17 protein-coding genes are annotated in these 19929 nt (G+C 60.9%); 8 read left to right on the forward strand and 9 right to left on the reverse strand.

What is annotated here, in order from left to right; all coding sequences use genetic code 11:
- Positions 1-2 precede the first annotated feature (2 nt).
- Complete coding sequence (gene gyrB, locus ACF8FB_RS04675; protein ID WP_003253152.1) at positions 3-2423, forward strand: DNA topoisomerase (ATP-hydrolyzing) subunit B; 2421 nt, start codon at positions 3-5, stop codon at positions 2421-2423.
- A 64-nt stretch (positions 2424-2487) separates the two neighbouring features.
- Here the strand turns inward: gyrB and ACF8FB_RS04680 are convergent, their stop codons facing one another.
- Both ACF8FB_RS04680 and ACF8FB_RS04685 read right to left on the reverse strand, forming a co-directional pair.
- Positions 2488-2895 carry an RcnB family protein gene (locus ACF8FB_RS04680; protein ID WP_010951459.1) on the reverse strand — a complete coding sequence of 136 codons (408 nt, stop codon included), beginning with the start codon at positions 2893-2895 and terminating at the stop codon, positions 2488-2490.
- A 131-nt stretch (positions 2896-3026) separates the two neighbouring features.
- Positions 3027-4319: a sigma-54-dependent Fis family transcriptional regulator gene (locus ACF8FB_RS04685; protein WP_003253147.1), complete on the reverse strand. Its 1293-nt coding sequence runs from the start codon at positions 4317-4319 to the stop codon at positions 3027-3029.
- Positions 4320-4541: 222 nt separating this feature from the next.
- Here ACF8FB_RS04685 and ACF8FB_RS04690 point away from each other — a divergent pair, with 222 nt between their 5' ends.
- The 3 genes from ACF8FB_RS04690 to ACF8FB_RS04700 are packed head-to-tail and all read left to right on the forward strand — an operon-like array spanning position 4542 to position 7550.
- Positions 4542-5426: an MBL fold metallo-hydrolase gene (locus ACF8FB_RS04690; protein WP_010951461.1), complete on the forward strand. Its 885-nt coding sequence runs from the start codon at positions 4542-4544 to the stop codon at positions 5424-5426.
- Positions 5427-5466: 40 nt separating this feature from the next.
- Positions 5467-6735, forward strand: coding sequence for an FAD/NAD(P)-binding oxidoreductase (locus ACF8FB_RS04695; protein WP_392511072.1), 1269 nt, complete (start codon positions 5467-5469; stop codon positions 6733-6735).
- Positions 6732-7550, forward strand: a complete 819-nt coding sequence (locus ACF8FB_RS04700; protein ID WP_392511073.1) for a sulfite exporter TauE/SafE family protein — start codon at positions 6732-6734, stop codon at positions 7548-7550. The genes ACF8FB_RS04695 and ACF8FB_RS04700 overlap by 4 nt, the downstream gene beginning before the upstream one ends.
- Here the strand turns inward: ACF8FB_RS04700 and ACF8FB_RS04705 are convergent.
- Positions 7539-8426, reverse strand: coding sequence for a LysR family transcriptional regulator (locus ACF8FB_RS04705; protein WP_010951464.1), 888 nt, complete (start codon positions 8424-8426; stop codon positions 7539-7541). The two genes, ACF8FB_RS04700 and ACF8FB_RS04705, sit on opposite strands and share 12 nt — an antisense overlap.
- A gap of 233 nt (positions 8427-8659) precedes the next feature.
- Between ACF8FB_RS04705 and ACF8FB_RS04710 the strand changes: the two genes are divergently transcribed.
- Together ACF8FB_RS04710 and ACF8FB_RS04715 are read left to right on the forward strand one after the other, a co-directional pair.
- Positions 8660-10306 (forward strand): GMC family oxidoreductase, encoded by a 1647-nt coding sequence (locus ACF8FB_RS04710; RefSeq protein WP_392511074.1) that lies wholly within the window; start codon positions 8660-8662, stop codon positions 10304-10306.
- Positions 10307-10403: 97 nt separating this feature from the next.
- Complete coding sequence (locus tag ACF8FB_RS04715; RefSeq protein WP_010951466.1) at positions 10404-12023, forward strand: MFS transporter; 1620 nt, start codon at positions 10404-10406, stop codon at positions 12021-12023.
- Between the two features lie 174 nt (positions 12024-12197).
- Here ACF8FB_RS04715 and ACF8FB_RS04720 read toward each other — a convergent pair whose 3' ends face one another.
- From ACF8FB_RS04720 to glyQ, 4 genes are read right to left on the reverse strand one after another with little or no spacing between them, the layout of a single operon-like run.
- Positions 12198-12983 (reverse strand): 1-acyl-sn-glycerol-3-phosphate acyltransferase, encoded by a 786-nt coding sequence (locus ACF8FB_RS04720; protein ID WP_010951467.1) that lies wholly within the window; start codon positions 12981-12983, stop codon positions 12198-12200.
- A 46-nt stretch (positions 12984-13029) separates the two neighbouring features.
- Positions 13030-13557, reverse strand: coding sequence for a D-glycero-beta-D-manno-heptose 1,7-bisphosphate 7-phosphatase (gene gmhB, locus ACF8FB_RS04725; RefSeq protein WP_003253129.1), 528 nt, complete (start codon positions 13555-13557; stop codon positions 13030-13032).
- 3 nt (positions 13558-13560) lie between these two features.
- Positions 13561-15615, reverse strand: coding sequence for a glycine--tRNA ligase subunit beta (gene glyS, locus ACF8FB_RS04730; protein ID WP_392509890.1), 2055 nt, complete (start codon positions 15613-15615; stop codon positions 13561-13563).
- Entirely contained in the window at positions 15612-16559 is a 948-nt protein-coding gene (gene glyQ, locus ACF8FB_RS04735; protein ID WP_003253126.1) for a glycine--tRNA ligase subunit alpha, read from the reverse strand. The genes glyS and glyQ overlap by 4 nt, the downstream gene beginning before the upstream one ends.
- Before the next feature lie 83 nt (positions 16560-16642).
- On the opposite strand from glyQ, the gene ACF8FB_RS04740 reads away from it, so the two are divergent.
- Positions 16643-17194: a DNA-3-methyladenine glycosylase I gene (locus ACF8FB_RS04740; RefSeq protein ID WP_392509891.1), complete on the forward strand. Its 552-nt coding sequence runs from the start codon at positions 16643-16645 to the stop codon at positions 17192-17194.
- A 41-nt stretch (positions 17195-17235) separates the two neighbouring features.
- Positions 17236-18123 carry a lysophospholipid acyltransferase gene (locus tag ACF8FB_RS04745; RefSeq protein WP_003253121.1) on the forward strand — a complete coding sequence of 296 codons (888 nt, stop codon included), beginning with the start codon at positions 17236-17238 and terminating at the stop codon, positions 18121-18123.
- A 98-nt stretch (positions 18124-18221) separates the two neighbouring features.
- Here the strand turns inward: ACF8FB_RS04745 and ACF8FB_RS04750 are convergent, their stop codons facing one another.
- Positions 18222-18536 carry a tetratricopeptide repeat protein gene (locus tag ACF8FB_RS04750; protein WP_047603763.1) on the reverse strand — a complete coding sequence of 105 codons (315 nt, stop codon included), beginning with the start codon at positions 18534-18536 and terminating at the stop codon, positions 18222-18224.
- Positions 18537-18547: 11 nt separating this feature from the next.
- Complete coding sequence (gene trkA, locus ACF8FB_RS04755; RefSeq protein ID WP_010951472.1) at positions 18548-19921, reverse strand: Trk system potassium transporter TrkA; 1374 nt, start codon at positions 19919-19921, stop codon at positions 18548-18550.
- Between the last annotated feature and the right edge of the window lie 8 nt (positions 19922-19929).

Below are 19929 nucleotides of genomic sequence, written 5' to 3' on the forward strand. Positions count from 1 at the left end.
GCATGAGCGAAAATCAAACGTACGACTCCTCCAGCATCAAGGTGCTGAAAGGTTTGGATGCCGTACGCAAGCGTCCCGGCATGTACATTGGCGACACCGATGATGGTAGTGGCCTGCACCACATGGTCTTCGAGGTGGTCGACAACTCGATCGACGAAGCCCTCGCCGGTCACTGCGATGACATTACCGTCATCATCCACCCGGACGAATCTATCAGTGTGCGCGACAACGGTCGCGGCATTCCGGTCGATGTGCATAAGGAAGAAGGCGTTTCCGCAGCCGAGGTCATCATGACTGTGCTGCACGCCGGCGGTAAGTTTGACGACAACTCCTACAAAGTATCCGGCGGTCTGCACGGTGTAGGTGTGTCGGTTGTGAACGCCCTGTCCGAGAAGCTGGTTTTGACTGTTCGCCGTAGCGGCAAGATCTGGGAACAGACTTACGTTCACGGTGTTCCACAAGCGCCCATGGCGGTTGTCGGTGACAGTGAAACCACGGGTACCCACATCCACTTCAAGCCATCGGCTGAAACCTTCAAGAACATTCACTTCAGCTGGGACATCCTGGCCAAGCGCATCCGCGAGCTGTCGTTCCTCAACTCGGGCGTTGGCATTCTGCTGAAGGATGAGCGCAGCGGTAAGGAAGAGTTCTTCAAGTACGAAGGCGGTCTGCGTGCGTTCGTCGAGTACTTGAACACCAACAAGACGCCGGTCAACTCCCAGGTGTTCCACTTCAACGTTCAGCGTGACGATGGCGTGGGTGTTGAAGTCGCCCTGCAATGGAACGACAGCTTCAACGAAAACCTGCTGTGCTTTACCAACAATATTCCGCAGCGTGATGGCGGTACCCACCTGGTGGGTTTCCGTTCCTCGCTGACCCGTAGCCTTAACAGCTACATCGAGCAGGAAGGCCTGGCCAAGAAGAACAAGGTGGCAACCACTGGCGACGACGCCCGTGAAGGCCTGACCGCGATCATCTCGGTGAAGGTACCGGACCCGAAGTTCAGCTCGCAGACCAAGGACAAGCTGGTCTCCTCGGAGGTTAAAACCGCCGTGGAACAGGAGATGAACAAGTACTTCGCCGATTTCCTCCTGGAAAACCCGAACGAGGCGAAGGCCGTCGTTGGCAAGATGATCGACGCCGCTCGCGCCCGTGAAGCCGCCCGTAAAGCCCGTGAGATGACCCGCCGTAAAGGTGCGCTGGATATCGCGGGTCTGCCGGGCAAGCTGGCCGACTGCCAAGAGAAGGATCCTGCTCTCTCCGAACTGTACCTGGTGGAGGGTGACTCCGCGGGTGGCTCGGCCAAGCAAGGCCGCAACCGTCGTACCCAGGCGATCTTGCCGCTGAAGGGTAAAATCCTCAACGTCGAGAAAGCGCGCTTCGACAAGATGATTTCGTCCCAGGAAGTGGGCACGCTGATCACTGCGCTGGGCTGTGGCATCGGCCGCGAAGAGTACAACATCGACAAACTGCGTTATCACAACATCATCATCATGACCGATGCTGACGTTGACGGTTCGCACATCCGTACGCTGCTGCTGACCTTCTTCTTCCGTCAGCTGCCGGAGCTGGTCGAGCGTGGCTACATCTATATTGCCCAGCCGCCGCTGTACAAGGTGAAACGAGGCAAGCAGGAGCAGTACATCAAGGACGATGAGGCCATGGAAGAGTACATGACCCAGTCGGCTCTGGAAGATGCCAGCCTGCACCTGGACGAATCGGCGCCAGCAGTTTCCGGCGTGCAGCTGGAAGCGCTGGTGAATGAGTTCCGTAGTGTCATGAAGACTCTCAAGCGCCTGTCGCGCTTGTACCCGGAAGAGCTGACCGAGCACTTCGTCTACCTGCCTGAGGTGACCCTGGAGCAGTTGGGTGACCACGCAGTGATGCAGGCCTGGCTGGCCCAGTTCCAGGCGCGTCTGAACTCCAGCCAGAAGTCTGGCCTGGCTTACAACGCCAGCCTGCGTGAAGACAAAGAGCGCAACGTATGGCTGCCTGAAGTGGAAATTACCTCTCACGGTCTGGCCAGCTACATCACCTTCAACCGCGATTTCTTCGGCAGCAATGACTACCGTACCGTAGTCAACATTGGTGCCAAGCTTTCGAGCCTGTTGGGTGAAGGTGCGTACGTGCAGCGCGGTGAACGCCGCAAGGCAATCGTCGAGTTCAAAGAGGGCCTGGATTGGCTGATGAACGAGACCACCAAGCGCCATACGATTCAGCGATACAAAGGGCTGGGTGAGATGAACCCGGATCAACTGTGGGAAACCACCATGGACCCGACCGTTCGCCGTATGCTCAAGGTCACGATCGAAGATGCTATCGCCGCTGACCAGATCTTCAACACCCTGATGGGTGATGCGGTCGAGCCGCGTCGTGACTTCATCGAAAGTAACGCGCTGTCGGTGTCGAACCTGGACTTCTGATCAGGTGTAATTCGCCAGGCACTAAAAAGCCCGCTGCTGCGGGCTTTTTAGTGCCTGCAAACAATCAGTAGCCGGTGAGAATGTTCACGATCACACCGCTGGCAATGGCCACCAGAACATAGTCGCCATTCACATACAGCCAACGATGATCACGAGGTGGCGCATACAGGTGGCGCGCTTTCCAGTCAGTTACCCAGTAACGGTCCCCACGGTAATGAGGATCAACGGCATGACCACGCTGCCACTGCTTATGAGGTATCGGCATGCCTTGTTGTGGGCGGAAGTTTGGATCACGGTAAGCAGGTCCGCGGCCATTGTCATGTCGGCCCTGGTGCTGTGGTTGACCATGTGGCGGGTTGCCTTGGTGCGATGGGCCGCCATCATGCCGATCAGGCGGGCCCGGTTGCGCGAAGCTTGCCAGCGGTGTGCTGAGCATGAGCGCGGCGCAGATCACGGTTAGGGCTTTCTTCATTTTGATGCGGTCCTCTGCCTGTTAATCGCCTGGCAAGTATTGATTGCCAGGTTCGGTTAACTGATCAGACCACGATTTTTCCCTTTCAATGTCAGGGCGCAGGTAAAGGTCCGGTAAAGTCTGGCGTTCTTTCAGTTCAGCCCGAGCGCTTTCAAGCGGCGATACAGCGTGCGTTCACTCATGCCAAGATGACTGGCCAGTTCACTGCGCGAGCCTTTGAACTGCTCCAGCGCCTGCGCCAGCTCACCCAAGTCATTGCGACGGCCGCTTCCTTTAGCCGCGCCAGTCAGCCCGGTGTCTTCCGGTAAATGCTCTGGCCTGATCACACCGTCATCGGCAAACAAACGCGCGCGTTCCAGAATGTTGCGCAGCTCGCGGATATTGCCCGGAAACGGATGCAATGCAAGTTGCTGCAAGGCATCTTCACTCAGCCTGGGCGTCGGCTGGCCGGCCATGCGCTGCAGCAGGCTCTGTGCGAGTAGCGGCAAATCTTCCACCCGTTCGCGCAATGCAGGCAGACGAATCGGGAAGCCGCTGATGCGGTAATACAGGTCTTCACGGAAGGAGCCATCCGCGACCATTTGTTTAAGTGGTTTATGGGTGGCCGATATCAGGCGGAAATCCGAATGGACAGTGCGCAGGCTACCCACAGGACGGAAACTGCCGGACTCTATCAGGCGCAGCAGCTTCACCTGCATCGCCAGCGGCACTTCACCGATTTCGTCGAGGAACAGGGTGCCGCCATGGGCTGCCTCGGCCAAGCCGATCTTGCGCTGATTCGCCCCGGTGAACGCACCCTTCTCATAGCCGAACAGTTCACTCTCGAACAACGACTCGGTCAGGCCGGTGCAGTCGACCACCACCAGTGGGCCGTTGGCCCTGGGGCTGCCCATGTGCACTGCACGGGCGAACAGCTCCTTGCCGGTCCCCGACTCCCCCTGCAGCAACACCGGGATCTGCGCCGGTGCCGCACGCTGCAGGCTGGCCAGCGCGGCCTTGAAGGTTGGCGCGCGGCCGACCAACCCTTGCTCCTGAGGCTGCGCCGAGGCGAGGGTGATGGTGGTGAGGCGTTCGACAAAGGCCACTACCTTGCCCTGCTCATCCAGGATCGGCCGCAACTCCACATCCACATGCTCCGGGCCGCGTGGTGTGTGATGAATGTGCAATACCCGCTCCGGTACCTTGCTGTCCCACGCCTTGCGCATCGGGCAATGTTCGCCAGCCTGGTCGCACGGCACCGCGTAGTGGTGCGAAACCCTGTGGCACTTCTCGCCCAGTGGGGCCTGATCATGCCGGCCAAACTGACGGCGATAGGCCGCATTGGCGGCGAGGATGTTGTAGTCGGTGTCCAACACGATGGTCGGGAGGGCATCGTGCTCGAGGTAGGAAACCAGAGCTAGGATGAGAGGATGGGCTTCAGGCATGTCGGCACCGTATGGATGACCGACGCAGGGTAACAAGGACTGCCAAACACTGCCATTGGCTGTCAGTCGACTGCCACCTGGGCTGCCAGTTTTGCCCGCAGCTGTCTGCAACTGGCCGGTTTTACTGGCCAGTGAGTGGCAAAAAGCCTGGCATGCATCTTGATAAAGCTCCTGTCACTGCCTACGCCTGTACAAGGCGGGGCGGATAAATTGGAGAACGTGATGATCATCGGCAACAACCTTCACGTGGACGCCTTCTACGACGAGGCGACCTCGACCATCAGCTACCTGGTCATGGACCGTGAAACCCGACAATGCGCATTGATCGACAGCGTGCTGGATTATGACCCCAAGTCCGGGCGCACCTGCAGCGCTTCGGCTGATCGCCTGATCGAGCGTGTGAACGAGCTGAATGCCAGTGTGCGGTGGGTGCTGGAAACTCATGTACACGCCGACCACCTTTCAGCCGCTGCCTATTTGAAGGAAAAGCTGGGCGGCCATACCGCAATTGGCGCGCACATTACCCAGGTGCAGAAAGTGTTTGGCGCCTTGTTCAACGCAGAGCCCGGCTTCGCCCGTGATGGCAGCCAGTTCGATGTGCTGCTCGAAGACGAGGAAGGTTTCCGGATTGGCAACCTGCAGGCCCGTGCGTTGCACACGCCTGGGCACACACCCGCGTGCATGAGTTTCATGATCGAAGATGCCGGCGAGATCGCGGTGTTCGTTGGAGACACCTTGTTCATGCCCGACTATGGCACCGCCCGCTGCGACTTCCCCGGGGCCGATGCCCGCACCTTGTACCGCTCAATCCGTCGCCTGCTGGCTTTCCCCGATCAGACGCGGTTGTTCATGTGCCACGACTACCTGCCAGGTGGCCGCGACATGCAGTACGTCACAACTGTCGCCGAGCAGCGCGCCCACAACATTCACATCCATCAGGGTATCGATGAGGACAGCTTCGTTGCTATGCGCGAAGCGCGCGACAAGACGCTCGAAATGCCTGTGCTGATCCTGCCTTCAGTGCAGGTGAACATGCGTAGCGGCCAACTGCCCCCACCGGAGGCGAACGGTGTGAGCTATCTGAAGATCCCGCTGAACAAGCTGTAAGCGCCCTGCCCCCATAATCAGATTTCCAGGATTTACCGCCATGCCTGCCTTGTTGTCCCCTGCCAATACCGACCACCACAAGGTGGTCATCGTCGGTGCCGGTGCCGCCGGAATCGCCACTGCTTCCAGCCTGATCAGCCGCGACCCATCGTTGGACGTCGCCTTGATCGACCCTGCCGAAGTGCACTACTACCAACCCGGCTGGACCATGGTCGGTGCCGGTGTGTTCAAGGCACCAAGCACTGCCCGCACCATGGCGTCGACCATTCCTCGCGGTGTGCGCTGGGTCAAGGCGTGGGTAAAGGGATTCGACCCATTGGCCCAGTTGGTCATCCTCGATGATGGTCGCGCCATCAGCTATGAACAGCTGATCGTCTGCCCCGGCCTCAAGCTGGACTGGGCGGCCATTGATGGGCTCAGCGAGACCCTGGGCCGCAACGGTGTCACCTCCAACTATCGCTACGACCTGGCACCCTATACCTGGGAGCTGGTGCAAAAGCTCAAGCAAGGACGCGCGTTGTTCAGCCAGCCGCCCATGCCGATCAAGTGCGCCGGTGCACCACAGAAGGCGCTGTATCTGTCTTGCGACCACTGGCTGCGCCATGGCCATTTGGGGGCGGTGAAAGCCAGCTTCTACAATGCGGGTGCCGTACTGTTCGGTGTCGCCGACTATGTGCCCGCGCTGATGAAGTACATCGAGAAATACGCCGTCGACCTCAACTTCTCCCACAGGTTGGTAGCAGTAGACGGCCCGGGAAAGCGCGCTACATTCTTGCGTACCCTGCCCGACGGCAGCAGCGAAACGCGCATCGAGGCCTTCGACATGCTGCACGTGGTACCGCCACAGGTGGCGCCAGACTTCATTCGCGAAAGCCCCTTGGCTGATAGCTCCGGCTGGGTTGACGTCGATCCGCATACCCTGCGCCATCGCAAATACACCAACGTTCATGCCCTAGGTGACGTGGCTAACACCAGCAATGCCAAGACCGCCGCTGCGGCGCGCAAGCAGGCACCGGTGGTCGCCAACAATGTGCTGGTGGCGCTGGGCAGGCTGGCGACCTTGGCCCAGTACGACGGCTATGGCTCGTGCCCGCTTACCGTCGAGCGCGGCAAGATCGTCCTGGCCGAGTTCACCTATGGCGGCAAGCTGGCCCCGAGCTTCCCCAACTGGTTACTGGATGGCCGCAAGCCGACCCGCCTGGCCTGGCAGCTCAAGGCACAGGCACTGCCACCGTTGTACTGGCAAGGCATGCTCAAGGGGCGGGAGTGGTTGGCACGCCCGCAGCTGGTAGCCGAGGGTGGGCAGTGATCGAGCATCAACTGTTAGGAGCGGGCCTGGGCGCAATCATCGGCGCGGTGCTGGCGCTGACCGGCGCAGGCGGTGGCATTCTCGCAGTACCCTTGCTGGTGTTCGGCCTGGGGCTATCGATGGTCGAAGCGGCACCGGTGGGCCTGTTGGCTGTAGGTTTGGCTGCAGCGGTTGGTGCGGTGCTGGGCTTGCGCCAAGGGCTGGTGCGTTATCGGGCTGCGCTGTTCATTGCTTTGGTTGGTGTGGCAGCAGCGCCGTTCGGGCTGATGCTGGCGCACCGCCTGCCGAATGCACCGTTGCAGGTGGTATTCGCTGGCGTGCTGGTTTATGCCTGCCTGCGCATCTGGCGCAAGGCGGCCAAAGAACTGTGTGGCGAAGCCAATGGCGCTCATCGCTTTATCGAGCCGTGTGTGCTGAACCCGCTGCAGGGTCGTTTGCGCTGGACCCTGCCCTGCGCGCGCGCACTGGCATTCACGGGTGCCTTGTCCGGGTTGTTGTCCGGCTTGCTGGGCGTGGGTGGGGGGTTCGTCATCATCCCTGCCCTGAACCGCTACACCAACCTGCGCATGGCCAGCATCGTCTCCACCTCGCTGGCGGTGATTGCCCTGGTCTCTACCGGCAGTGTGGTCAGCGCCAGCCTTGCGGGCGTCATGCACTGGCAGGTTGGCGCCCCGTTTGCCGTCGGCGCAGTGCTCGGTCTGCTGCTGGCGCGGCCTTTGGCAGCCAGGTTGGCCGGGCCGCGTCTGCAGCAGATGTTTGCCGTGGCAGGTTGGGCCGCTGCCCTGTTGTTGGCCGGCAAGGCTCTACTCGGCTAGCAACTCGCTTTGTTCGGCCGCGCACAACGCCAGCAGGTAGTCCCACACCACCCGCAGGCGCACAGACTTGTGCAGCTCGCGGCGGGTGCAGATCCAGTAGCTGCGCTGGATGGTTTCTCCCGGCAGCACGCGCACCAGTGTCGGGTCGTGGCGGGCCATGTAGTTGGGCAGCACGGCGATGCCCAGCCCGGCGCGGGCGGCGGCTTGCTGGGCGATCACGCTGGTGCTTCGAAACACCACGTTGGGTACTCGGCAGAAACTGTTGAGAAACAGCAGTTCCTGGCTGAACAGCAAATCGTCAACGTAGCCGATCCAGCTGTGCCGGGCCAGGTCTTCGCGGTGGCGCAGTGGCGGCGCGCGGTCCAGGTAGGCCTGGCTGGCGTATAGCGCCAGGCGGTAGTCGGTGAGTTTGCGGGTGATCAGCAGATCGGCGTTGGGCCGCTCCAGATGGATGCTGATTTCTGCCTCGCGGTTGAGGATGCTGACGAAGCGCGGCACCGCTACCAATTCCACCTCCAGGCCGGGGTAGCGCTCGAACAACGCGTTCATGCGTGGGGTGAAGAACATGATGCCGATGCCTTCGGTTACCCCCAGGCGAATCTTGCCCAGCGGGGTGATGGCCTGGGTGATTTCCTCCTGTGCCAGCAGGGCGACGTTCTCCATGGCTTCGGCATGCTTGAGCAGGGCTTGACCCGAGGGGGTCAGCTCGTACCCCTGGGCATGTTGCACGAACAGCGCGGTCCCCAGGCTCTGCTCGATGCTCTCGATATGCCGGGCCACGGTGCTGTGGGTAGTGTTCAGGCGCTTGGCGGCGGTCAGCAGGCGGCCGCTGCGCTGCAACTCGAGGAAAAACCGCAGATCATTCCAGTCGAACATGCTTGTCCTTTATGGCAGTTCGTTCCGGCCTCTTCACGGGCATGCCCACAGGTGCGGTGAACACCCTGAAGGTAACGTGATCCCTGAGCTGCGGGCGAGCCCGTGAAGAGGTCGGTACAGGCTTGCCACTGTGCTAAAACGCACAGCGGCTGCGCGAAATCTCGTGTTTCATCCACGAAATTACTCACTAAGATGGATCGGGACAAGAATAAAAAACAGGCGCGAGGTTGCACATGCCATCAGCCGATTCTGTCTTCGACTACGTGGTCGTAGGGGCCGGTCCTGCCGGATGCCTGCTGGCCAATCGTTTGTCCGCCGACCCTTCCTGCCGCGTGCTGCTGCTGGAGGCGGGTGGCCGTGACAATTATCCCTGGATCCACATCCCCGTCGGTTACCTCTACTGCATCGGCAACCCGCGCACAGACTGGTGCTTCAAGACCGAGGCACAACCTGGCCTCGGCGGTCGCGCTTTGGGTTATCCAAGGGGCAAGGTGCTAGGTGGCTGTTCGTCGATCAACGGCATGATCTACATGCGGGGCCAAGCCGCCGACTACGACCATTGGGCCGCGCAAGGCAACGACGGCTGGGCGTGGAAAGATGTGTTACCGCTGTTCAAGGCCAGCGAAAACCACTTTGCAGGCGCCAGCGAGCACCACGGCGCGGAGGGCGAATGGCGGGTCGAGCGGCAACGTTACAGCTGGCCGATCCTTGATGCTTTCCGAGATGCCGCCGAGCAGAGCGGTATTGGCAAGGTCGACGATTTCAACACCGGCGACAACCAGGGTTGTGGATATTTTCAGGTCAACCAGCGCAGTGGTGTGCGCTGGAACGCTTCCAAAGCTTTCCTGCGGCCGATCAAGGATCGCGCCAACCTCACTGTGCTGACCGGCGTGCAGGTTGACCAGGTACTGCTCGACAACACCCGCGCAAGGGCGGTGAAGGCGCTCTGGCAAGGGGCCTGGCATGAGTTTGCGGCGCGCCGCGAGATCATCCTCTGTGCTGGGGCGGTAGGTTCACCGGGCATCCTCCAGCGTTCCGGCATCGGCCCGCGTCAGTTGCTGGAAAGCTTGGGTATTGGTGTTCGCCACGACATGCCAGGCGTTGGTGGCAACTTGCAGGACCACCTGCAACTGCGCCTGATCTACCAGATCCGCAACGCCCGTACCTTGAACCAGATGGCCAACAGCCTGTGGGGCAAGATGGGCATGGGCCTGCGTTACCTCTACGACCGTAGCGGGCCGCTGGCCATGGCGCCGAGCCAGTTAGGCGCGTTCGTGCGTTCAAGCCCTGAACAGGCCACCGCCAACCTTCAGTATCACGTGCAGCCGCTGTCACTGGAACGCTTCGGTGAGCCGTTGCATCAGTTCCCGGCCTTTACTGCCTCGGTGTGCAACCTGCGCCCGGCCAGCCGCGGGCGCATCGACATCTGCAGCACCGACATGAACAGCACGCCGCGGATCGACCCCAATTACCTCAGTGCTCCGCAGGACTTGCGGGTTGCTGCCGATGCCATTCGCCTTACCCGGCGCATCGTCCAGGCCCCTGCCCTCGCCGCTTTCGAGCCCAAGGAATATTTGCCGGGCCCGGCGCTGCAAAGCGAGGAAGACCTGTTCGAGGCCGCTGGCAAGATCGGCACCACCATCTTCCACCCGGTCGGTACCTGTCGCATGGGCAACGGTGCCATGGACGTTGTGGATAACCAGCTGCGCGTGCATGGCATCCCCGGTCTACGTGTAGCCGATGCTTCGATCATGCCGCAGATAACTTCCGGCAATACGTGTTCCCCCACCCTGATGATCGCCGAAAAGGCGGCGCAACTGATCCTCAAAGGAGCTGCTACCCAGACCTACCTGAACCAAGACGCGTTACCGACGCCCTGACCCGGGTGCGTGCAGTACCGGCGGCTTGCGGTCAGAAGTCGCCGACAGTGGAACAACAAGAATAATCACTGTGGCCTAAGGGCCGAGGACAGCAACGATGTCGGATTACATCCAAGAGCAGGGGGCGGCGGCCAGTAGCTCCAGCCGCCGTGAAGAACGCAAGATCATTTTCGCGTCATCCCTCGGGACGGTTTTCGAGTGGTATGACTTTTTTCTCTATGGTGCGCTGGCAGCGGTCATCAGCAAGCAGTTCTTCGCTGGCGTGAACGATACCACCGCTTTCATCTTCGCCCTGATGGCCTTCGCTGCGGGCTTTCTGGTGCGGCCGTTTGGCGCGCTGGTGTTCGGCCGCCTGGGTGACATGATCGGGCGCAAGTACACCTTCCTGGTCACCATCGTGCTGATGGGCCTGTCCACTTTCGCTGTGGGGTTGTTGCCCACCTACGCCAGCATCGGCATCGCCGCACCGATCATCCTGGTGATCCTGCGCATGCTTCAGGGGCTGGCGCTGGGCGGCGAGTATGGCGGTGCAGCCACTTACGTGGCCGAGCATGCGCCGCCCGGCAAGCGTGGCTTACACACTGGTTTCATCCAGTCCACCGCAACGCTGGGCCTGTTGTTGTCGCTCTTGGTGGTGCTGGGTAGCCGGTATATCAGTGGCGACCAGTTCGAAACCTGGGGCTGGCGCTTGCCGTTCCTGCTGTCGATCGTGCTGCTGGCGATCTCCACCTGGATTCGCATGAGCATGCACGAGTCGCCGGCCTTTGTGAAAATGAAGGCTCAGGGCAAGGTCAGCAAGTCGCCCATCCGTGAGTCATTCACCTCCTGGCCAAACCTGAAAGTGGTGCTTACCGCCCTGTTCAGCATCAACGCGGGGCAGGCTGTGACCTTCTACACGGCGCAGTTCTACGTTCTGTTCTTCATGACCCAGATGCTGAAAATGGACTCGGCTCAGGCCAACACCCTGCTCATCATCAGCGTTGTGATTGGCGCGCCGTTCTTCGTGTTCTTCGGCTGGTTGTCCGACCGTATCGGCCGCAAGCCGATCCTGATGCTCGGCCTGTTGCTGGCCACGGTACTGTACTTCCCACTGTTCAAGGCGCTGAGCCACTACGCCAACCCGCAGATCGACGCTGCCAGCCGTCAGGCGCCGATCGTGGTCACCGCCGACCCGCAAGGCTGCACATTCCAGTTCGACCCAGTGGGCAAGGCTCGTTTTGACAGCCCGTGCGACAAGGTCAAGACCTTCCTGGTCAAGCAGGGCCTGCCGTACAGCTCGGTTAGCGTGGCCGGCAGTGAAGTGGTGGTCAACATCGGTGACAAGACCATCAACGGCTTTGACGAAACCGCCATGCGTGCTGCAATCGAGCAGGCTGGTTACCCGGCCAAGGCCGACCCTGCGCAGGTCAACCAGGTAATGGTGGTGGTACTGATCGTGGCGATGATCCTGATCGCGACCATGACCTATGGCCCGTTGGCGGCGGTGATGGTCGAGCTGTTCCCGACCCGCATCCGCTACACCTCGATGTCGCTGCCCTATCACATTGGTAATGGCTGGTTTGGTGGTTTCCTGCCTACCGTATCGTTTGCGCTGGTGGTCTATACCGGGGATATCTTCTACGGGCTGTGGTACCCGGTGCTGGTGACCGGGATCAGCCTGGTGGTTGGGATCTTCTGTCTGAGAGAAACCAAGGATGTAGATATCGACAAAGTCTGATGTCCACATGCCATAAAAAAACCGGCTGTAAAAGCCGGTTTTCTTATGCCTCAAAAAAACTTATGCACGATTTTCAGAAAAAATTCATACAAAGAAATAACTATAAAATTCATACACTTAGGTATCAATTCAAGCATTTAATCCAAAAACTGCACACAAGTTATCCACAGAAGGTCAAGCCATCTGCTCCTGAGGTTTTTCCGCCGCTGGCGGCAGCGATCCCATGGCCCGCTGGGTCGCTTCGTTCCAAGCTGCAGCGCGGTCGTTGAGTTCGGCGATGGCACGTGGCCCCGTGCCGTTGGCGTACATCGGCTCACCAATTACCACTTCGATTGTACCGGCACGCTTGCCCCAACCGGTCTTGGGCCAGAACTTGCCAGCGTTGTGGGCAATCGGCAGCACCGGCAGCCCGGCATTCACGGCCAGGGCGGTACCGCCGCGGGAGAACTTGCCGATGGTGCCGAACGGCACACGGGTGCCTTCTGGGAAAATCAGCACCCACGTCTTCTGCTTGAGCAGTTCGTCACCCTTGCTCGCCACCTGGCGCAACGCTTCCTTGGGGTTGTCGCGGTTGATCGCGATGGGCCGCAGCATGGCCATGGCCCAGCCGAAGAACGGTACATACAGCAGCTCGCGCTTGAGCACCTGGCTAAGCGGCGAGAAGTACTGGGACAGGAAGAAGGTTTCCCAGGTGCTCTGGTGATTGGACAAAATCACGCAAGGCTCAGCTGGCACGTTCTCGGCGCCAGTGATCTTGTAGTCGATGCCCAGGATGGTGCGCACCAGAAACAGCGCGCAGCGGCACCAGTACACGTTGATGAACTTGTAGCGCTTGGGGAACGACAGGAACGGCGCGACGAAGAAGCTCAGCGAGCACCACAGCAGCGAACTGGTGCCCAGCAGCAGGTAAAAAAGAAAGATTCTGATCGCCTGCAGGATCGACATAGTGGCTTGTACCATTGCGGGGCATGCCCGCCTGAGAAAAATGCGCCAGAAGGCGCACTGTTTAAATTAGTTCTCTGGCGATAGCTGCCAGATCGTCGAAAATCAGTGTAGTTTCCGGGACGCCTTTTTCCAGGGTCCGCTCGCCCTTGCCGGTTTTCACCAGCACGGGTTGTGCACCGACGGCCAGGGCGGCCTCCAAGTCACCTTTGCTGTCGCCGACGAACCAGACGCCTTCAAGGCCGATCTGGTAATGCTCGGCGATCGCCCGCAGCATGCCGGGCTTGGGCTTGCGGCAATCGCACCCTTCGTCCGGCCCATGCGGGCAATACACGATATGGCCCACCTCACCGCCCTGCTCGGCCACCAGCGCGCGCAGGCGCGCGTGCATGGCCTCAAGGGTTGCCAGCGGGTAGTAGCCACGGGCAATGCCGGACTGGTTGGTGGCCACGGCCACCGTCCAGCCCGCCTTGCTCAACTGCGCGATCGCATCGACCGAACCGGGGATCGGCACCCATTCTTCCAGCGTCTTGATGTACGCATCGGAGTCGTAGTTGATCACCCCGTCACGGTCGAGAATCAGCAGTTTCAAGGCTTACCCCAGCAGCGAAATGTCAGCCACGCCCAGGAACAGGCCGCGCAGACGGCTGAGCAGGGCATAACGGTTGGCACGTACCTTGGCGTCTTCGGCGTTGACCATGACCGCCTCGAAGAAGGCATCGACCGGGTCACGCAGGGCCGCCAGGCGGGCCAGCGATTCGCTGTACTGACGTGCCGCAGCCATCGGTTGCACGGCCTGGTCGGCCTGCTGGATGGCCGAGTACAGGGAGAACTCGTTGGCATTGTCGAAGTACTTCGGCTCGACCTGCTCGGCGATGGCACCTTCGGCCTTGCTCAGCAGGTTCGACACGCGCTTGTTCACCGCGGCCAGGGCCTCGGCTTCCGGCAGTTTGCGGAACGCCTGCACGGCTTGTACGCGCTGGTCGAAGTCCAGGGCGGAGCCTGGCTGCAGTGCGCGTACCGACAGGTACGTGGCCACGTCGATGCCTTCGTCTTCGTAACGCGCGCGCAGGCGGTCGAAAATGAACTCCAGTACTTGATCGGCCAGGCCGGGGGCCTTGACCTTGGCGCCGAACTGCTTGACTGCAAACTCAACCGCACCGGTCAGGTCCAGGTCCAGTTGCTTCTCGATCAGGATACGCAGCACGCCCAGAGCAGCACGGCGCAGGGCGTACGGGTCCTTGCTGCCGGTAGGCAGCATGCCGATGCCAAAGATACCCACCAGGGTGTCGAGCTTGTCGGCGATGGCCACGGCAGCACCGGTGAGGGTCTGCGGCAGCTCGGCGCCTGCACCGCGCGGCATGTACTGCTCGTTCAGGGCCAGGGCTACGTCTTCCGGCTCACCGTCGTTGAGCGCGTAGTAGTAACCGGCAACACCCTGCATTTCAGGGAATTCGCCGACCATCTCGGTGGCCAGGTCGCACTTCGACAGCAGGCCGGCACGGCCAGCGCGCTGGGCGTCGCCGCCGATCAGCGGAGCAATGAAGGCGGCCAGCCTGGAAACACGTTCGGCCTTGTCGTACACGGTGCCGAGCTGAGCCTGGAACACCACGTTCTTGAGGCGCTCGTTGAAGGTTTCCAGTGGTTGCTTCTTGTCCTGCTTGAAGAAGAACTCGGCGTCGGTCAGGCGCGGGCGCACGACTTTTTCGTTGCCTTGCACGATCTGCTTCGGGTCGCGGCTTTCGACGTTGGCCACGGTAATGAAGCGCGGCAGCAGCTTGCCTTCGCTGTCCAGCAGGCAGAAGTACTTCTGGTTGTCCTGCATGGTGGTGATCAGGGCTTCTTGCGGCACCTCGAGGAAACGCTCCTCGAACGAGCACACCAGCGGCACCGGCCACTCGACCAGTGCGGTCACTTCGTCCAGCAGCGCCGGTGGCACGATGGCCGTGCCTTCCTGCTGCATGGCCAGCTCTGCGGTACGCTTGCTGATCAGCTCGCGGCGCTCGGCGAAGTCGGCCAGGACGTAGGCCTTGCGCAGGTCTTCGACGTAGTTGGCCGGGGTGGTGATGAGCACGTTTTCCGGATGGTGGAAGCGGTGGCCACGGGATTCACGCCCGGCCTTCTGCGACAGGATGGTGCAATCGACCACCTGATCGCCCAGCAGCATCACCAGCCATTGGGTCGGGCGCACGAACTCTTCACGGCTGGCCGCCCAGCGCATGCGCTTGGGAATCGGCAGGTCGTTCAGCGAATCTTCGACGATGGTCGGCAGCAGCCCAACGGTAGCCTTGCCCGGGATGTGCTGGGAGAAGCGCAGCTTGGGGCCGCTCTGGTCGATCTCGGCCAGTTCCACACCGCACTTCTTGGCGAAGCCCAGCGCAGCCTGGGTCGGCTCGCCTTCGGCGTTGAAGGCAGCCTGCAGGGGCGGGCCGTCGATGTTGATGCTGCGGTCAGGTTGCTGCACGTCCAGCTGGCGAATCAGCACGGCCAGACGACGCGGCGCGGCGTACACCTGCTTGCCGGTGTAGTTCAGGCCAGCAGCCTGCAGGCCTTTTTCGATACCGGCCAGGAAGGCGTCGCCAAGGCTGGCGAGGGCCTTGGGTGGCAGCTCTTCGGTGCCCAGTTCTACCAGGAAATCTTGAGCACTCATTGTGCAGCCTCCAGCTTAGCCAACACTTCGTCACGCAGTTCAGGGGTGGCCATCGGGAAGCCCAGGCGTGCGCGGGCTTGCAGATAGCTTTGCGCCACGTCCCGGGCCAGGGTACGTACACGCAGGATGTAACGCTGGCGCTCGGTTACCGAGATGGCGCGGCGGGCGTCCAGCAGGTTGAAGGTATGCGAGGCCTTCAGGACCATTTCATAGGTCGGCAGCGGCAGCTCCAGCTTGATCAGGCGGTTGGCTTCGCTTTCGTAGAAATCGAACAGTTCGAACAGTTTGTCGACGTTTGCATGTTCAAAGTTGTAGGTCGACTGCTCCACCTCGTTCTGGTGGAACACGTCGCCATAGGTGACCTTGCCGAACGGGCCGTCGGCCCACACCAGGTCGTACACCGAATCGACGCCCTGGATGTACATGGCCAGGCGCTCCAGGCCGTAGGTGATTTCACCGGTGACCGGGTAGCACTCGATGCCGCCAACCTGCTGGAAGTAGGTGAACTGGGTGACTTCCATGCCGTTGAGCCAGATTTCCCAGCCCAGACCCCAGGCGCCGAGGGTCGGCGATTCCCAGTTGTCTTCGACGAAACGAATGTCGTGCACCAGCGGATCCAGGCCGATGGCTTTCAGCGAGCCGAGGTACAGCTCCTGGAAGTTGGCCGGGTTCGGTTTGAGCACCACCTGGAACTGGTAGTAGTGCTGCAGGCGGTTGGGGTTTTCGCCATACCGCCCGTCGGCAGGACGACGGCTAGGCTGCACATAGGCGGCGTTCCAGGTTTCTGGACCCACGGCGCGCAGGAATGTAGCGGTGTGGAAAGTGCCGGCGCCTACTTCCATATCGTAGGGCTGAAGTACCACACAACCTTGAGCTGCCCAGTAGTTCTGCAGGGCAAGGATCAGGTCTTGGAAGGTACGCACGGCTGGCGTAGGCTGGCTCACGAAATTCACCTGTATCTGGGGATGCGGATGTAAAGAGCGGGAGTATAACCTGATTCGCCTCGCCCTCTACTCATTGGAGCCTTATGCCACGCTGCTTTTGGTGTACCGACGATCCGTTGTACCAGGCCTACCACGACCAGGAATGGGGAATGCCACAGCGCGACCCGGCGTTGCTCTTCGAGATGCTTTTGCTCGAAGGGTTCCAGGCGGGGCTTTCGTGGATTACCGTTTTGCGCAAACGCGAGCGTTATCGCCAGGTGATGTACGGCTTCGACCCCGTAAAGCTGGCGGCCATGAGCGACGAACGCATCGAAGAATTGATGCAGGATGCAGGCATCATCCGCAATCGCCTCAAGCTCAAGGCCGCAAGGCGCAACGCCCAGGCCTGGCTGGCTGTGGATAACCCTGCCGAATGGCTGTGGTCGTTCGTCGGCGGCTCACCGAAGATCAACCACTTCAAGCAGCGCAGCGACGTGCCGGCGGTCACCGATGAAGCCAAGGCAATGAGCAAGGCCATGCAGAAAGCTGGCTTCACGTTCGTCGGTCCGACCATCTGCTACGCCTTCATGCAGGCCACCGGCATGGTCATGGACCACACCACCGACTGCGATCGCTACGCCGCCTTGTTGCGCTGAGGGGTTACAATGCGCGCCTTGCTGAAATAAGGAATTCGCCTGTGGAAAAGTTCAAGGGCGCCCTGATGGTCGGGGTGCTGCGCCTGTTTGCCAAGCTGCCCTGGGGCGCTGTGCAGCGTGTCGGCGCCGGTATTGGCTGGCTGATGTGGAAAATCCCCAACAGTTCGCGCAACGTGGTACGGATCAACCTGGCCAAGTGCTTCCCGGAGATGGACCCGGTTGCCCGTGAGCAACTGGTGGGCCAGGCGCTGCGGGATATCGGTAAATCCTTTGTCGAAAGTGCCTGTGCCTGGATCTGGCCGCCACAACGCTCGCTGGAGCTGGTCAAGGAAGTGCATGGCCTGGAAGTGCTGGAGCAGGCTTTGGCCTCAGGTAAAGGGGTGGTCGGCATCACCAGCCACCTGGGCAACTGGGAAGTGTTGAACCACTTCTACTGCAACCAGTGCAAACCGATCATCTTCTACCGCCCGCCGAAGTTGAAGGCGGTGGATGACCTGCTGCGCGAGCAGCGCGTGCAGATGGGCAATCGCGTGGCACCGTCGACCAAGGAAGGCATCCTCAGCGTGATCAAGGAAGTGCGCCGTGGTGGCCAGGTGGGTATTCCTGCCGACCCGGAGCCGGCGGAATCGGCGGGCGTGTTCGTACCGTTCCTCGGCACCCAGGCGCTGACCAGCAAGTTCGTGCCGAACATGCTGGCCGGTGGCAAGGCGGTAGGTGTATTCCTGCATGCGCTGCGGTTGCCGGATGGCTCGGGCTTCAAGGTGTTCCTGGAGGCGGCGCCAGAGGAGATGTACAGCACCGACGTGAATGTGTCGGCGGCGGCGATGAGCAAGGTGGTCGAGCGCTATGTGCGCGAGTACCCCAGCCAGTACATGTGGAGCATGAAGCGCTTCAAGAAGCGCCCGGCTGGCGAGCCGCGCTGGTATTAAGCCATTCACCGCCCTCTGGTAGGAGCGGGTTTACCCGCGAATGCGGTGTTGGTTTTTCCGACGCATTCGCGGGTAAACCCGCTCCTACAGGGGCCGCGTCAACCCGCTGCTCTGTTGAGCTTCTTCAGGAATACGGTCATTTCTTTTTCGGCCTGCTTGTCACCATGGGCCTGCGCCGCCACGATCCCGTCTTCCCACGCTTTGCGCGCCGCCGCCAGCTCGCCCTGCAGCTGATAGGCCTTACCCAGCAGCTTCCATGCTGCCGAGTATTTCGGATCCTGCTCTACACAGCGCGCCAGGTGCACCGCTGCTTCAGCGCCGTTGCCTTCATCCAGCCAGGCCTTGCCCAGGCCAAACCTCAGCAGCGGGTTATCCACACCTTTGGCCAGCATCTTCTCCAGCGATTCGCGCATGCTCTTTTCTCCTAGAAGAAACTCAAGCCGACGTGGAACAGCTTCTCCACATCGCGAATATGCTTTTTATCCACAACGAAGAGGATCACATGGTCCCCTGATTCGATCATGGTGTCGTCATGGGCAATCATCACCTCTTCATCACGGATGATCGCACCAATAGTGGTGCCCGGTGGCAGCGTGATGTCCTCGATTGCCTTGCCGACCACCTTGCTCGACTTCGAGTCCCCGTGTGCCACCGCCTCGATAGCCTCGGCTGCACCACGGCGCAGCGAGTGCACACTGACGATGTCGCCACGACGGACGTGCGCCAGCAGTGTGCCGATGGTGGCGAGCTGCGGGCTGATGGCAATGTCGATATCGCCACCCTGTACCAGGTCGACATAAGCCGGGTTGTTGATGATGGTCATCACCTTGCCTGCGCCCAGGCGCTTGGCCAGCAAGGACGACATGATGTTGGCTTCGTCATCGTTGGTCAGGGCCAGGAAAATATCGGCGTCGGCGATGTTCTCTTCGAGCATCAGGTCTTTGTCCGAGGCGCTGCCCTGCAGCACCACAGTGCTTTCCAGGGTATCGGAGAGGTGCCGGCAACGCGCCGGGCTCATCTCGATGATCTTCACCTGATATCGGCTTTCGATGGCCTCCGCCAGGCGCTCGCCGATCTGCCCGCCGCCGGCGATGACAATGCGTTTATTGGTTTCGTCGATGCGGCGCAGTTCGCCCATCACCGCACGGATATCCTTCTTCGCGGCAATGAAGAACACCTCGTCGTCGGCTTCGATCACCGTGTCGCCACGCGGGGTGATCGGCCGGTCGCGGCGGAAGATGGCCGCCACGCGGGTGTCGACGTTGGGCATGTGCGCGCGGATCTGGCGCAATTGCTGGCCGACCAGCGGGCCGCCGTAGTAGGCCTTCACTGCCACGAGCTGGGCCTTGCCCTCGGCGAAATCGATCACCTGCAGCGAGCCTGGGTGTTCGATCAGGCGCTTGATGTAATTGGTCACCACCTGCTCGGGGCTGATCAGAACGTCGACCGGGATATGGTCGTTGTCGAACAGCTCTTCGCGGGTCAGGTAGGACGATTCGCGCACCCGTGCAATCTTGGTCGGGGTATGGAACAGCGAATAGGCCACCTGGCAGGCAACCATGTTGGTCTCGTCACTGTTGGTTACCGCCACCAGCATGTCGGCGTCGTCGGCACCGGCCTGACGCAGCACCGTCGGCAGTGAGCCGCGGCCCTGGACGGTGCGGATGTCCAGGCGGTCGCCGAGGTCGCGCAGGCGGTCGCCGTCGGTGTCGACCACGGTAATGTCGTTGGCTTCGCTGGCCAGGTGTTCAGCCAGCGTACCGCCTACCTGCCCTGCGCCGAGGATGATGATCTTCATGCGCTACT

It is taken from the genome of Pseudomonas sp. yb_2, assembly GCF_043103905.1.
Classification (GTDB): Bacteria; Pseudomonadota; Gammaproteobacteria; order Pseudomonadales; family Pseudomonadaceae; genus Aquipseudomonas; species Aquipseudomonas alloputida.